The 13902-nt window shown below is 57.3% G+C and carries 11 protein-coding genes; all 11 read right to left on the bottom strand.

Annotated elements, in window-relative coordinates; translation table 11 throughout:
• Window positions 1-59 precede the first annotated feature (59 nt).
• The 11 genes from ftsA to ACMGGU_RS01785 are packed head-to-tail and all read right to left on the bottom strand — an operon-like array spanning window position 60 to window position 13897.
• Window positions 60-1316 (bottom strand): cell division protein FtsA, encoded by a 1257-nt coding sequence (ftsA, locus tag ACMGGU_RS01835; protein ID WP_006173845.1) that lies wholly within the window; start codon window positions 1314-1316, stop codon window positions 60-62.
• Window positions 1313-2155: a cell division protein FtsQ gene (ftsQ, locus tag ACMGGU_RS01830; protein ID WP_023293285.1), complete on the bottom strand. Its 843-nt coding sequence runs from the start codon at window positions 2153-2155 to the stop codon at window positions 1313-1315. The genes ftsA and ftsQ overlap by 4 nt, the downstream gene beginning before the upstream one ends.
• 1 nt (window position 2156) lies before the next feature.
• Window positions 2157-3077 carry a D-alanine--D-alanine ligase gene (locus ACMGGU_RS01825; RefSeq protein ID WP_420300209.1) on the bottom strand — a complete coding sequence of 307 codons (921 nt, stop codon included), beginning with the start codon at window positions 3075-3077 and terminating at the stop codon, window positions 2157-2159.
• Entirely contained in the window at window positions 3070-4545 is a 1476-nt protein-coding gene (gene murC / locus ACMGGU_RS01820; protein WP_023293287.1) for a UDP-N-acetylmuramate--L-alanine ligase, read from the bottom strand. The genes ACMGGU_RS01825 and murC overlap by 8 nt, the downstream gene beginning before the upstream one ends.
• A gap of 56 nt (window positions 4546-4601) precedes the next feature.
• Window positions 4602-5666 carry an undecaprenyldiphospho-muramoylpentapeptide beta-N-acetylglucosaminyltransferase gene (gene murG / locus ACMGGU_RS01815; protein ID WP_196365495.1) on the bottom strand — a complete coding sequence of 355 codons (1065 nt, stop codon included), beginning with the start codon at window positions 5664-5666 and terminating at the stop codon, window positions 4602-4604.
• The gene (gene ftsW / locus ACMGGU_RS01810) at window positions 5663-6907 is read right to left on the bottom strand and encodes a cell division protein FtsW (protein WP_420300208.1); all 1245 of its coding nucleotides are present in this window, start codon (window positions 6905-6907) and stop codon (window positions 5663-5665) included. Before ftsW ends, murG begins: the two co-directional genes overlap by 4 nt.
• On the bottom strand, window positions 6907-8223 hold the full coding sequence (murD, locus tag ACMGGU_RS01805; protein ID WP_395299798.1) for a UDP-N-acetylmuramoyl-L-alanine--D-glutamate ligase: 1317 nt from the start codon (window positions 8221-8223) through the stop codon (window positions 6907-6909). The genes ftsW and murD overlap by 1 nt, the downstream gene beginning before the upstream one ends.
• 2 nt (window positions 8224-8225) lie before the next feature.
• A complete protein-coding gene (mraY, locus tag ACMGGU_RS01800; protein ID WP_008501985.1) occupies window positions 8226-9308 on the bottom strand; it encodes a phospho-N-acetylmuramoyl-pentapeptide-transferase in 1083 nt (360 codons plus the stop codon).
• Window positions 9302-10660, bottom strand: a complete 1359-nt coding sequence (murF, locus tag ACMGGU_RS01795) for a UDP-N-acetylmuramoyl-tripeptide--D-alanyl-D-alanine ligase (protein WP_420300207.1) — start codon at window positions 10658-10660, stop codon at window positions 9302-9304. The genes mraY and murF overlap by 7 nt, the downstream gene beginning before the upstream one ends.
• A complete protein-coding gene (murE, locus tag ACMGGU_RS01790) occupies window positions 10657-12144 on the bottom strand; it encodes a UDP-N-acetylmuramoyl-L-alanyl-D-glutamate--2,6-diaminopimelate ligase (protein WP_420300206.1) in 1488 nt (495 codons plus the stop codon). The genes murF and murE overlap by 4 nt, the downstream gene beginning before the upstream one ends.
• Window positions 12131-13897, bottom strand: a complete 1767-nt coding sequence (locus ACMGGU_RS01785; protein ID WP_045907793.1) for a peptidoglycan glycosyltransferase FtsI — start codon at window positions 13895-13897, stop codon at window positions 12131-12133. Before ACMGGU_RS01785 ends, murE begins: the two co-directional genes overlap by 14 nt.
• Window positions 13898-13902 lie beyond the last annotated feature (5 nt).

The following is a 13902-nucleotide window of genomic DNA, read 5'->3' as shown; positions in this document are numbered from 1 at the left end:
TCTCTCTCCGTTGTGCCTGTCGCCCGAGACCGCTAATTCTCTCCGGTCTCTTAAAAAAATTAAAACTCTTTTCGCAACCAGTTGTTCAGTCGTTTGACCCACGACCCCACTGAGACGCGTTTTTCCACTTCCGCTTCACCACTGAGATGAGATTCCTTCCCGTAGTGGAGCAGGCCCACAGCCGTTGAATAATACGGCTCCTGAGCGTAATCCGTTAAACCGGTGATATTCAGCGGCGCACCAATACGCACCTGCGTATGGAACACGCGCTGTGCACAGGCCGCAAGACCTTCAATTTGCGCTGCACCGCCGGTTAATACAATCCCCGCCGCAAGATGATGTTTAACACCCTGCTGACGAAGCTGTTCCTGTAACTGTAAAATCTCTTCGTTGACCAGGTTGAGCAGCTCGGTATAGCGCGGCTCGATCACCTCTGCCAACGTCTGGCGCTGCAGGCTGCGCGGTGGACGACCACCGACGCTTGGCACTTCAACGCTCTCATCTTTGCCAACAATAGAGCCCAGCGCACAGCCGTGGCGCACTTTAATCGCTTCTGCATCGCTCGGTGGCGTACCAAAAGCGTAAGCAATATCGCTGGTCACGACGTTCCCTGCGTACGGGATCACTTTGGTGTGGCGCAACGCACCGCCGGTATACACGGCCATGTCCATTGTACCACCACCAATATCGACCACACAGACACCCAGTTCACGTTCATCTTCGGTCAGCACGGAATAACTTGCCGCCAGACCGGCGAAAATAAGTTGGTCAACTTTCAGGCCACAACGTTCAACGGCTTTTACAATGTTCTTCGCCATATCGTTGTGACATGTGATCAGGTGCACTTTTGCCTGCATACGAACGCCTGACAGACCAACCGGGTTCTTGATCCCTTCCTGGTAGTCAATCGCATATTCCTGCGGGATCACGTGCAATACGCGATGCTCATCGCGGACACGCACGGATTTCGCCGTATGCACAACGTTTTCAACGTCTTCCTGCGTCACTTCTTCTTCGGAAATCGGCACCATGCCGATTTCGTTCTGGCAGCTAATGTGCTTACCAGAGAGGGCCAGATAGACAGAAGAAATCTGGCAATCTGCCATCAATTCAGCCTGATCGATGGCGCGCTGGACGCACTTCACCACCGATTCAAGATCGTTTACCCCACCTTTATCCATACCACGGGACGGGCAACTGCCCACGCCAATGATATTGACCATACCGTCGGGCAGAACTTCCCCTACTAAAGCGGCAACCTTCGCGGTGCCAATCTCCAGTCCAACTACCAGTTTTCTGTCCGTCGCCTTGATCATTGTTGTTCTGCCTGTACCTGTGCCTGATTCTGTTGCTGATTAGGTTCCTCGACCGGAGCCGGTACCCAACCGACTGCTGCGCCTGAGTCATAGCGCAAATCAACGTAGCTTATCCGTTTGCCGTCAGTCTGTGCCTGCTGCTGTAAAACCGGGTAAAGTTCGACAAAACGCGCCAGACGCTTCATGGTGTCCCCGCGCCCCAGGTTGAGCTTAATGCCGTTCGTTAACGTAAGCTGCCAGGAACGGCGCGCCGTCATGGCAGCATCTTTTAACGTAAACCTGTCCTTCGCCAGAACCTGACCCATTTCACGAAAACCCTGTAACACTTCGTTTTCGCTGCCTTCAGGGCCATACAACATCGGTAAATTTTGCTTGTTGACACGATCGGCCGGGACGCTGAAGGAATTTCCGTCGACGTCAACCATGTGCTGATCATTCCAACGCGCAATGGGCACATATTCAACCAGATGAATCTTCAATTCATCAGGCCATTGCTTTCTTACGCTCGCCTGTTTTATCCATGGCAGACGTTCAATCTGGCTCTGGATAATATTGACGTCCTGAGTCATAAAGGTGCCAGGCGAGCCCAGTGCCAGTATTGACTGGCGAATATCGTCGTTACGCGTGTAGTGACGCTCACCGGTGACCACCAGCTTAGAAAGTGGCAACCGCTGCGCATCTTCCATCCAGCCCAGGACCATCCAGCCGCTGATAAACACGGTGCACAGCACCCCGAGCAGGAAAATGATGCCTGCAAGACGCGTTCCATTACTGCGGCGTGAAGAGGTGTATTCTTCCTCGTCATCGCGGTTGCGCGTGTTCAATGCAGCCTGAGACATATCAGCCCGCCTGGTCCAGAATGCGAACGACTAACTGCGAGAAGCTCATCCCCGCCTGACGCGCGGCCATCGGCACAAGGCTGTGGCTGGTCATTCCCGGAGAGGTATTGGCTTCCAGCAGATAAAATTGTCCATCCCGGTCCTGCATCACGTCGATGCGCCCCCAGCCCTGGCAACCCAGAACATGCCAGGCTTTAAGCACCAGGGACTGTAATTCGGCTTCACGCTCAGCTTCAAGACCACTTGGGCAGAAATATTGCGTCTCATCAGAGAGATACTTCGCCTCATAATCATAGAAGACTCCAGCGGATTGGATACGGATTGACGGTAAAATTTCTTCGCCAAGCATCGCGACGGTAAATTCCGGCCCGCTAAGCCATTTTTCTACCAGAACTTCATCATCATGTTGAAATGCCAGCGCTAAAGCGGATGCTAAATCGTCAGCTTTGTCGACTTTGGACATTCCCACGCTGGAGCCTTCCCGGCTGGGCTTTACAATAACCGGTAAGCCCAGTTCAGCAATGCGTGCATTAACGCTATCCGACAGGCCCAATTCAAATTCGCGCCGCGTCAGCGCTACCCATGGTGCGACAGGTAACCCTGCGCCCTGCCACAGCAGCTTGCTGCGCAGTTTATCCATAGAGATAGCGGAAGCCATCACGCCGCTGCCGGTGTACGGCAGGCCGATCAGATCCAGAAGCCCCTGCAGGGTACCGTCTTCACCGCCACGACCGTGTAAAGCGATAAAAACTTTATCGAAGCCCATGGCTTTTAACTGCGTCACGTCGACCTCTTTTGGGTCAACCAGGTGCGCATTGACGCCACCTTCACGCAGGCCCGCCAGTACAGCCGCGCCGGAATTCAGGGAAACCTCGCGCTCGGCGGAGGTGCCGCCAGACAGGACAGCAATCTTATCAGCCATGATGCTCATCCTCCTGGTTTTGCGGCTTCAGTTTGATTTCAGCTAAGGTACGGGCGATTTTGCCGATATTTCCCGCACCCTGAATCAGAATCAAATCGTTACCTGTCAGGACCGGTGCCAGAATTTCCGCCACCTGGGCAGGGTCAGAAACCAGAATAGGGTCAACCTTACCGCGTCCACGAATGGTGCGACACAGAGAACGGCTGTCTGCGCCAGGAATCGGCGTCTCGCCTGCGGCGTATACATCCAGCATTAGCAGGGTGTCTACCTGCGACAGGACGCTGGCGAAATCGTCATACAGATCGCGCGTACGCGTGAAACGGTGCGGCTGGAACACCATCACCAGATTCTTGTCCGGCCAGCCCGCACGTGCGGCTTTAATGGTGGCGTCCACTTCGGTTGGATGGTGACCGTAGTCGTCCACCAGCATCGCCGTACCGGCTTTACCGTTCACCGGATCCAGCGGGAATTCACCGAGGAAGTCGAAACGACGACCGGTGCCCTGGAAGCTTTCCAGCGCGCGCAGGATCGCATCATCATCAATGCCTTCTTCCGTCGCGACGGCCACTGCTGCTGCGGCATTGAGCGCGTTATGGCGCCCTGGCGCATTCAGCGTCACGTGCAGCAGCTCTTTGTCCTGACGCGCCAGCGTGAAGTGCCCCTGCGCGCCAATCTGTTTGTACTCTTCCACGCGGACGTCAGCGTCTTCACTGAAACCGTAGGTGGTGATTTGACGACCCACGCGCGGCAGCAACTCGCGGATCACCGGATCGTCTACGCACATCACCGCGCGCCCGTAGAACGGCAGGTTGTGCAGGAAGTTGATAAAAGTCTGCTTTAAATTCTCGAAGTCACCCTGGTAGGTATCCATGTGGTCCGCTTCGATGTTGGTGACAATCGCCACCATCGGCTGCAGGTGCAGGAACGACGCGTCGCTCTCATCCGCTTCAGCAATCAGATAACGACTGTGGCCCAGACGCGCATGCACGCCCGCGGCTTTGACCAGGCCGCCGTTGACAAACGTCGGGTCGAGACCCGCTTCTGCATAAATACTGGAGACCATCGCCGTGGTCGTGGTTTTACCGTGGGTCCCGGCAATCGCAATGCCGTGGCGAAAACGCATCAGTTCCGCCAGCATTTCTGCACGGCGGATCACCGGAATGCGCGCGTCATGCGCGGCAACGATTTCCGGGTTGTCAGAGGAGATAGCGCTCGATACCACTACCACGCTCGCATCGCGCACGTTTTCCGGGCGATGATTGAAATAGATAGTCGCCCCAAGCGACGCCAGCTGCTGCGTTACAGGGTTTGGCGCCAGGTCAGACCCGCTGATCTGATAGCCTTCGTTAGCTAACACTTCGGCAATACCGCCCATGCCAGCACCACCGATGCCAACAAAGTGAATGTGCCGGACGCGACGCATCTCGGGCACGATTGAACGCAGTTTTGCCAGTTGTTGTGTATTCATTCTCTAAACGCCATCGACTACTTAAAATTCGTGCCGCGCTTCACGCGCTGCGAGGGTTAAGCCTGGGCTGCCAGGCTCACTTCTTTTGCCACCCGTTCCGTCGCATCAGGGATAGCCGCCGCGCGCGCGCGTTCAGCCATCTCAAGCAATACGTCTCTGTTCCAGCCCGCCAGGGTGGTGGCGACCGCGTCGGCGGTAAATTGTGGCTGCTCAAAAATTTTCGCCGCACCGGCTTTCTCAAGCGGCAGGGCATTCCAGTACTGCTGTCTGTCTTTGTGCTGGAAAGGCACAAACAGAGCCGGCAGCCCCGCGGCAGCGATTTCGCTTACCGTTAAGGCGCCAGAACGACAAACCACGACATCGGCCCAGGCGTACGCTGCCGCCATGTCGTCGATAAATTCCGTCACATTATGCTGCGGCTGCCCCGCCTCGGCGTAAGCCTGCTCAACGGTCTGCTGAGCGCCTTTTCCACTCTGGTGCCAGATGGTGACGGTATCACCCAGCTTTGCGGCAACCTGCGGCATCGTCTGGTTTAAAATACGTGCGCCCTGAGAGCCGCCGACGACCAGCACACGCACCGGCCCTTCACGGCCCGCCAGGCGAGCATCCGGCAGCGGCAGTGCCAGTACGTCTACGCGCACCGGGTTTCCCACCACATCCGCTTTCGGGAACGCGCCGGGAAATGCCTGCATGACTTTGGTGGCGATTTTCGCCAGCCATTTGTTGGTCAGACCCGCAATACCGTTCTGCTCATGCAGCACAACGGGAATACCTAACGACCACGCGGCTAACCCACCTGGACCCGAGACATAGCCGCCCATGCCCAGCACCACATCGGGCTTAAAGCGCTTCATGATGGTGCGCGCCTGACGCCAGGCGTTAAAAATGCGCACCGGTGCCAGCAGCATTGCCTTGAGGCCTTTGCCCCGAAGGCCGGAAATACGAATAAAGTCGATCTCAATACCGTGTTTCGGTACCAGGTCGGCCTCCATGCGGTCTGCGGTTCCCAGCCAGCGTACCTGCCAGCCCTGATCCATTAAATGGTGCGCAACCGCCAGTCCCGGGAACACATGTCCGCCGGTACCGCCTGCCATCACCATTAACCGCTTCGGTTGATTCATCGTGAACCTCGTGTAAACGCCTGGGCTTTTTCCAGACGCGTCTCATAATCTATGCGTAACAACAGCATGATGGCCGTCGACATAATCAACAGACTGGAACCACCATAACTGATCAACGGCAACGTCAGACCTTTGGTCGGCAGCATACCTGCTGCGGCCCCGACGTTAACCAATGCCTGGAAGCTAAACCAGATACCAATTGAGCAGGCCAGGAAGCCTGAGAAACGGTGATCGATCTCCAGCGCTTTCCGGCCGATGGACATGGCGCGGAAAGCGACGAAGAATACCATTAATAGCGCTAATACCACACCGATATAACCCAGTTCTTCCGCAATAATGGAGAAGATGAAGTCAGTATGCGCTTCCGGTAAATACTCCAGTTTCTGTACCGAGTTACCCAGCCCCTGCCCCCAGAGCTCACCGCGCCCAAAGGCCATGAGTGACTGCGTCAGCTGATAGCCGCTGCCGAACGGGTCTTCCCACGGGTTCCAGAACGAGGTCACGCGGCGAATACGGTAAGGCTCGGCGAGGATCAGCAGCACAACCGCTGAAATCCCCATCCCAATGATGGCGATGAACTGCCACAGCTTCGCGCCCGCCAGGAACAGCATGGCCAGCGTGGTGACAAACAGTACAACCACCGTACCGAGGTCAGGCTGCGCCAGCAGTAATACCGCCAGCACCAGAATCACGCCCATCGGTTTTAAGAAGCCGCGCAGGTTATTACGCACTTCATCTACCTTACGCACCAGGTAGTTCGCCAGGTAGCAGAACAGGGAGAGCTTGGTAAATTCCGCAGGCTGAATACGCAGCGGGCCAAAGGCGATCCAGCGTGATGCCCCGTTTACGGAACTCCCCACCACCAGAACGATCAGCAGCATAATGATCGACGCGATCAGCATCGCCGTACTGTGTCGCTGCCAGAACTCCATCGGCAGACGCAAGGTCACCAGCGCCAGGCAGAATGCCAGGATGATGTACAGACCATCACGCTTGGCAAACAGGAAAGGATCGTTCGCCAGACGCTGCCCGACGGGCATTGACGCTGACGTCACCATAATAAAGCCGACCGCCGCGAGCCCCATCGTGAGCCAGAACAGCGTGCGGTCGTACATGATCAGGCTGTCGTTATCTTTTTGACGAGAGCCCATCACCCAGCCTTTGAGTGCCGCAAGCAACCACACCAGGATCCCAAATCCTGGCAGGCGCGGCATTTTCAGGCGAGGGAGAGATAAACGCATCAGCCTAACTCCTTCGCCAGGCGGGTAAAGACATCACCACGCTGTTCGAAATTCTTGAATTGATCGAGGCTGGCGCAGGCCGGAGAGAGCAGCACCATATCACCCGGCTTCACGCGAGGGGCAATCAGCCGCATCGCCTGTTCCATGGTTTCGGTTTGCTCGGCGACCTCAGGGCGCAGTGCAGCCAGCTCGCTGCCGTCACGGCCGAAGCAGTACAGACGGACGTTATCGCCGGAGAGATACGGCTTCAGGGACGAGAAATCCGCTGATTTACCGTCGCCGCCCAGCAGCAGATGCAAGGTACCGTCAACGTGCAGGCCGTTCAGCGCGGCCTCCGTGCTGCCCACGTTGGTGGCTTTGGAGTCGTTGATCCAGCGCACGCCGTTGTGCTCCAGCGCCAGCTGGAAACGGTGTGCCAGGCCGGAAAACGTGGTTAATGCTTTCAGGCTTGAGGAGCGCGGCAGCCCCACTGCGTCCGCCAGCGCCAGCGCCGCCAGCGCATTGGTATAGTTGTGCTGCCCAGAGAGCTTCATCTCTTTCACGTTCAGCACTTTCTCACCTTTCACGCGCAGCCAGGTTTCACCCAGTTGGCGGTTCAGATGATAATCACCCATGGTGATGCCAAAACTAATGCAGCGGTCGTCTGCGCCACGCACTGGCATGGTCAGCGCATCATCGGCATTCACTACGCAGACTTTGGCATTCTCATAAACGCGCAGCTTGGCGGCACGGTACTGCTGCAGACCAAATGGATATCTGTCCATGTGATCTTCAGTCACGTTGAGGATCGTCGCAGCGGCAGCATGCAGGCTTGAGGTCGTTTCCAGCTGGAAGCTGGAAAGCTCGAGAACATACAGTTCACAGCCTTTGTCCAGCAGCATCAGAGCAGGTAAACCAATGTTACCGCCAACGCCGACGTTCATGCCCGCCGCTTTTGCCATTTCCCCCACCAGGGTGGTGACGGTGCTTTTACCGTTAGAACCGGTAATCGCGATAACGGGCACCTGCGCTTCGCGGCAGAACAGCTCGATATCGCCGACAATCTCAACACCTGCATCTGCGGCAGCGCTCAGGGAAGGATGCGCCAGCGCCATACCCGGGCTGGCGACAATCAGATCGGCTGCCAGCAGCCAGTCATCATTCAGACCACCAAGGTGGCGTTCAACCTGTTCCGGCAGTTTATCCAGACCCGGCGGAGAGACACGCGTATCCATCACGCGCGGCGTCACGCCACGTGCGAGGAAAAAGTCCACGCAGGAAAGGCCCGTGAGGCCTAACCCGATGATAACGACTTTTTTGCCCTGGTAATCTGCCATGATTAACGTACCTTCAGCGTTGCCAGGCCAATCAGCACCAGCATCAGCGAAATAATCCAGAAGCGCACAATGACGCGCGGCTCCGGCCAGCCTTTCAGTTCATAGTGGTGGTGAATCGGCGCCATACGGAAGATGCGCTGTCCGCGCAGCTTAAAGGAGCCGACCTGCAAAATCACCGACAGCGTCTCAACCACAAACACGCCGCCCATGATCACCAGCAGGAACTCCTGACGCAGCAGCACGGCAATAATGCCCAGCGCGCCGCCTAACGCCAGTGAACCGACGTCACCCATAAAGACCTGAGCCGGATAGGTGTTGAACCACAGGAAGCCAAGCCCCGCGCCGACAATCGCCGTACAGACGATCACCAGCTCACCCGCGTGGCGCAGATAAGGGATGTGCAGGTAGTTCGCAAAGTTCATGTTACCGGTCGCCCATGCCACCAGCGCAAAACCGGCGGCGACAAAGACGGTTGGCATAATGGCCAGGCCATCCAGACCGTCGGTCAGGTTAACGGCGTTACCGGTGCCGACAATCACAAAGTACGCCAGCAGGATGTAGAACAGCCCCAACTGCGGCATCACGTCTTTAAAGAACGGCACGACCAGCTCGGTCGCTGGCGTGTCTTTCCCGGCAAGATACAGCGCGAAGGCCACGCCCAGCGCGATCACCGACATCCAGAAGTACTTCCAGCGGGCAATCAGGCCTTTAGTGTCTTTACGGACGACTTTGCGGTAATCATCGACGAAACCAATGATCCCGTAACCCACCAGAACCGTCAGCACACACCAGACGTACGGGTTGGACGGGTACGCCCACAGCAGTACGGAAACGACGATGGCAGTCAGGATCATGATCCCGCCCATGGTCGGGGTACCGCGCTTGCTGAAGTGCGATTCCGGGCCGTCGTTACGCACAACCTGGCCGAAAGAGAGCTTTTGCAGACGGGCAATCATGCGCGGGCCCATCCACAACGAGATGAACAGCGCAGTCAGCAGGCTGACGATGGCGCGAAACGTCAGATAGGAAAAGACGTTAAAGCCTGAGTAATATTTGACCAAATGTTCGGCCAGCCAAACTAACATGTCCCGTTCTCCTGTAATGCGTGCACAACCTCTTCCATGGCGGCACTACGTGAACCTTTCACTAACACTGTCACAATTTGTTTTTCTGTCATTAATGCCTTAAGGCGCTCAATCAACGCGGCTTTATCGTCAAAATGCTCGCCAACGCCGCTGGCCTGGCTAATCGCCTGGCTCAGTTTTCCTGCGCTCAGTACACAGTCCAGCCCCGCCGCTTTCGCCGCTTCACCGACCTGGGTATGACAGGCTTCGCTTTCGTCGCCCAGCTCTGCCATGTCGCCAACCACCATGATGCGGTAGCCAGGCATTTCAGATAACACCTGCACCGCCGCCGTCATCGAGCCAACGTTCGCGTTATAGGAGTCATCCAGCAGCAGTTTGTTTTCCGCCAACTGGATTGGGAACAGACGACCCGGCACGGCTTTCAGGTTCACCAGCCCGGCTTTGATCGCCTCATGTGAAGCGCCCACCGCCGTTGCCAGCGCCGCCGCCGCAAGGGCATTGGCGATGTTATGGCGACCCGGCAGCGGCAGCAGCACCTCCACGCCACCCGTTGGGGTGGTGAGGGTGAACTCGGTGCCGTGCGACGTCACATGGATATTGGTCGCTGTAAAATCACTGTTGGCCGCATTCGGCGAGAAGCGCCAGGTTTTACGCGCACCAATGATGCTCTGCCAGTTCAGCCAGTCGTTGTTATCGGCGTTCAGAATGGCGATACCGTTTTCCGGCAGGCCGGTGTAAATCTCGCCTTTCGCTTTCGCCACGCCTTCCAGCGATCCAAAGCCTTCCAGGTGCGCAGCCGCGAGGTTATTCACCAGCGCTGCTTCCGGGCGCGTCAGGCTCACGGTCCAGGCGATTTCACCCTGGTGGTTTGCACCTAACTCGATCACCGCATAGTCGTGCTCTTTGGTCAGGCGAAGCAATGTCATCGGCACGCCGATGTCATTATTGAGGTTGCCCGCGGTATAAAGCGTATTGCCGCACTGGCTGAGGATCGCCGCCGTCATCTCTTTCACTGACGTTTTGCCTGAGGATCCGGTCAGGGCGACGACGCGAGCCGGCACCTGCTGACGAACCCAGGCCGCCAGCTCGCCGAACGCGAGACGCGTATCTTTCACCACAACCTGCGGCAGATCGATATCAAGCTTGCGGCTGACCAGCAGCGCACCGGCGCCGTTCTCTTTGGCCTGTTCAGCAAAATCATGCGCGTCAAAACGCTCGCCTTTCAGCGCTACGAACAGACAGCCAGCGGTGACTTTGCGGGTGTCCGTCGTCACAGCATCAATGGTCAGGTCTTGCCCGTGCAGGTCGCCGTGCAGTACCGCAGCGGCCTGGCTTAACGAGAGGCTAATCATGCGACGACTCCCAGCAGGCGAGCTGCCGTTACGCGATCGGAGTAATCCAGACGGCGGTTGCCAACGATCTGATAATCTTCATGGCCTTTACCCGCCAGCAGAACAACATCATTCTCCTGGGCCTGCATGATGGCGTTCGTCACGGCTTCCGCCCGGCCTTCCACGACGCGCGCGCGGCCCGCATCCAGCATGCCCGCCAGAATGTCGTTAATGATGGCGCGCGGCTCTTCCGTACGTGGGTTGTCATCGGTGACAACCGGAATATCTGCGAACTGTTCCGCAATAGCGCCCATCAACGGGCGTTTGCCTTTGTCACGATCGCCGCCGCAACCAAACACGCACCAGAGCTTACCGGTACAGTGCAGACGCGCCGCTTCCAGCGCTTTTTCCAGCGCATCCGGCGTGTGGGCATAATCAACCACAACGGTCGGTTTGCCCGGCGCGCTAAACACTTCCATACGGCCACAAACTGGCTGCAGACGCGCGGCGGTTTTCAGCAGTTCAGCCATCGGGTAACCCAGCGCCAGCAGCGTTGCCAGCGCCAGCAGCAGGTTGCTGACGTTAAACGCACCCATCAGGCGGCTTTCAATTTCGCCTTCGCCCCAGGAAGAGGCAAAGCGGATGGTCGCTCCGCTATCGTGATAATTCACCTCAACCGCCTTCAGCCAGCGGCCGTGGCAGTTCGGATTGATATGGTCTTCCATCGATACGGCAACCGCATCCGGCAGCTTCGTCAGCCAGCGGCGGCCGACTTCATCGTCGGCATTGATGATCGACTGACCACAGTGGTGAGTGGAATAGAGCAGCCATTTCGCGGCTTCGTAGTGCTCCATATCACCATGATAATCAAGATGATCGCGGCTAAGGTTGGTAAACACGGAGGCGGCAAATTTCAGCGCCGCGACGCGGTGCTGTACCAGACCGTGCGAAGAGACCTCCATCGCGGCAAAGGTTGCGCCCTGCCCTGCCAGCCCGGCAAGCACGTGCTGTACGTCAACCGCGGAGCCGGTGGTGTTTTCCGTCGGGCTCACTTTGCCCAGCAGACCGTTACCCACGGTCCCCATCACCGCGCCGGTTTCACCCAGCAGCTGAGCCCACTGCGCCATCAGCTGCGTGGTGGTGGTTTTTCCGTTCGTACCCGTTACGCCAACCAGGCGCAGCTGGTCGGAAGGTTCGTGATAAAAACGCCCCGCCAGTGCGGAAAGACGTTCGTTTAACTGGCTGAGATAGATGACCGGCACGCCGTGCATTTCACGGATCTCACCGTCGGTTGCCTCATCTTTAGCCTCAGCAATAATGGCAGCCACACCTTGCGCAATCGCCTGCGGGATATAACGACGCCCGTCCGCCTGATGACCGACCACCGCCACAAAAAGATCGCCAGACGCAGCCACGCGGCTGTCCAGTACCATCTCTCGCAGTGCTCGCTCCGGTGCATTTGGCACCCACGGAGCGAGAAGGTCGCGCAAATTACGATCTGCCACCTGTACCCTCGCCTTGATTAATTACAAATTCACTTTTTTCGCCCGTCGCCAGCGCATCCGGTTCAATGTTCATGGTGCGTAACACGCCGCCCATGATGGCCCCGAACACAGGCGCGGAGACGGCGCCGCCGTAGTATTTACCCGCCTGTGGATCATTTATCACGACCACCAGCGCAAAACGCGGATTGCTTGCAGGCGCAACGCCTGCGGTATAGGCAATGTATTTGTTGATGTAGCGGCCGTCTGGCCCCACTTTTTTCGCAGTACCGGTTTTAATGGCGATACGATAGCCTTTAATCGCCGCCTTCACGCCGCCGCCGCCCGGCAGCGCCACGCTTTCCATCATGTGCACTACGGTACGAACGATGGATTCCGGGAAGATACGCTCGCCCGGCACCGGTGGATCAACTTTGGTAATCGACAGCGGGCGATAAACGCCATAGCTGCCAATCGTTGCGTAGACTCGCGCTAACTGTAACGGGGTTACCATTAGCCCGTAGCCGAAAGAGAAGGTGGCCCTCTCTATGTCAGACCACCGTTGTTTTTGAGGATATAAGCCACTGCGTTCTCCGACCAACCCCAAATTGGTCGCCTTTCCCAGTCCAAAACGTGAGTAAGTCTCTACTAACGCTGAGGACGGCATCGCTAACGCCAGCTTTGAAACACCGACGTTACTCGACTTCTGTAACACCCCGGTCAGGGTCAATTCGCTGTAGCGCGCCACGTCTTTTATCTCGTGGCCGTTAATACGGTATGGGATGGTGTTCAGAACCGTGTTTTCATTGACGATGCCGCGCTGGAGCGCGGTCATCACCACCATCGGCTTCACCGTGGAACCAGGTTCGAACACGTCGGTAATCGCCCGGTTACGCATGGCATCTTTTGCGGTGCCGGTAAAGTTGTTCGGGTTGTAGGACGGACTGTTGGCCATCGCCAGCACTTCACCGGTGCTGACATCCACCAGCACGGCGCTGCCTGACTCCGCCTTGTTGAACGCCACGGCGTTGTTCAGCTCGCGGTAGACCAGCGCCTGCAGGCGCTCGTCGATACTGAGGGCCAGGTTGTGCGCTGCCTGACTGTCCGTGGAAGAGATATCTTCGATGACGCGCCCGTAGCGGTCCTTACGCACGATTCGCTCGCCCGGCTGACCGGTGAGCCACTTATCGAAGCTTTTTTCAACGCCCTCAATCCCCTGGCTGTCGACGTTGGTGAAGCCAATGAGGTGAGCGGTTACTTCGCCGGAGGGATAGTAACGACGGGATTCTTCACGCAGATGAATGCCCGGAAGCTTCAGTTTGCGAATGTAGTCGGCCATGTCAGGGTTAACCTGACGCGCCAGATAGATAAAACGCCCTTTCGGGTTCGCGTTAACGCGGGAGGCCAGCTGATCCAGCGGCATTTTCAGCGCATCAGCCAGCGCTTTCCAGCGGTTATCAAGGGTAATGCCACCGGCGTCGTGCAGCTCTTTCGGATCGGCCCAGATAGCCTTCACCGGTACGCTCACCGCCAGCGGACGACCGGAGCGGTCGGTGATCATCCCGCGGGACGTGGAGACCTCCTGAACGCGCAGAGAGCGCATATCGCCCTGGCGTACCAGCATGTCAGGGGCGACGATCTGCAGCCAGGCCACGCGGCCCAGCAGAAAACCCAGCGCCAGTAAAATGCAGCCGCAAAGCAACGCAAAACGCCAACTGATAAAGTTGGCCTGTTCTTCCTGACGTTTTGGTTTTAGCGTTTTTGCCGCTGCTTTCATGCGTC

The organism is Enterobacter sp. BNK-8 (assembly GCF_048685095.1).
In the GTDB taxonomy this organism is placed as follows: Bacteria; Pseudomonadota; Gammaproteobacteria; order Enterobacterales; family Enterobacteriaceae; genus Enterobacter; species Enterobacter quasiroggenkampii.
Note: the sequence above shows the minus strand (reverse complement) of the source record. Positions and strands in the feature narration are given on the sequence as shown.

Bases quoted from the DNA above. Each gene is read 5' to 3' on its own strand.
- mraY (WP_008501985.1), bottom strand. From the start codon at position 9,308: ATGTTAGTTTGGCTGGCCGAACATTTGGTCAAATATTACTCAGGCTTT.
- murC (WP_023293287.1), bottom strand. From the start codon at position 4,545: ATGAATACACAACAACTGGCAAAACTGCGTTCAATCGTGCCCGAGATG.
- murD (WP_395299798.1), bottom strand. From the start codon at position 8,223: ATGGCAGATTACCAGGGCAAAAAAGTCGTTATCATCGGGTTAGGCCTC.
- murG (WP_196365495.1), bottom strand. From the start codon at position 5,666: ATGAATCAACCGAAGCGGTTAATGGTGATGGCAGGCGGTACCGGCGGA.
- ACMGGU_RS01785 (WP_045907793.1), bottom strand. From the start codon at position 13,897: ATGAAAGCAGCGGCAAAAACGCTAAAACCAAAACGTCAGGAAGAACAG.
- ftsA (WP_006173845.1), bottom strand. From the start codon at position 1,316: ATGATCAAGGCGACGGACAGAAAACTGGTAGTTGGACTGGAGATTGGC.
- murF (WP_420300207.1), bottom strand. From the start codon at position 10,660: ATGATTAGCCTCTCGTTAAGCCAGGCCGCTGCGGTACTGCACGGCGAC.
- ftsQ (WP_023293285.1), bottom strand. From the start codon at position 2,155: ATGTCTCAGGCTGCATTGAACACGCGCAACCGCGATGACGAGGAAGAA.
- ftsW (WP_420300208.1), bottom strand. From the start codon at position 6,907: ATGCGTTTATCTCTCCCTCGCCTGAAAATGCCGCGCCTGCCAGGATTT.
- ACMGGU_RS01825 (WP_420300209.1), bottom strand. From the start codon at position 3,077: ATGGCTGATAAGATTGCTGTCCTGTCTGGCGGCACCTCCGCCGAGCGC.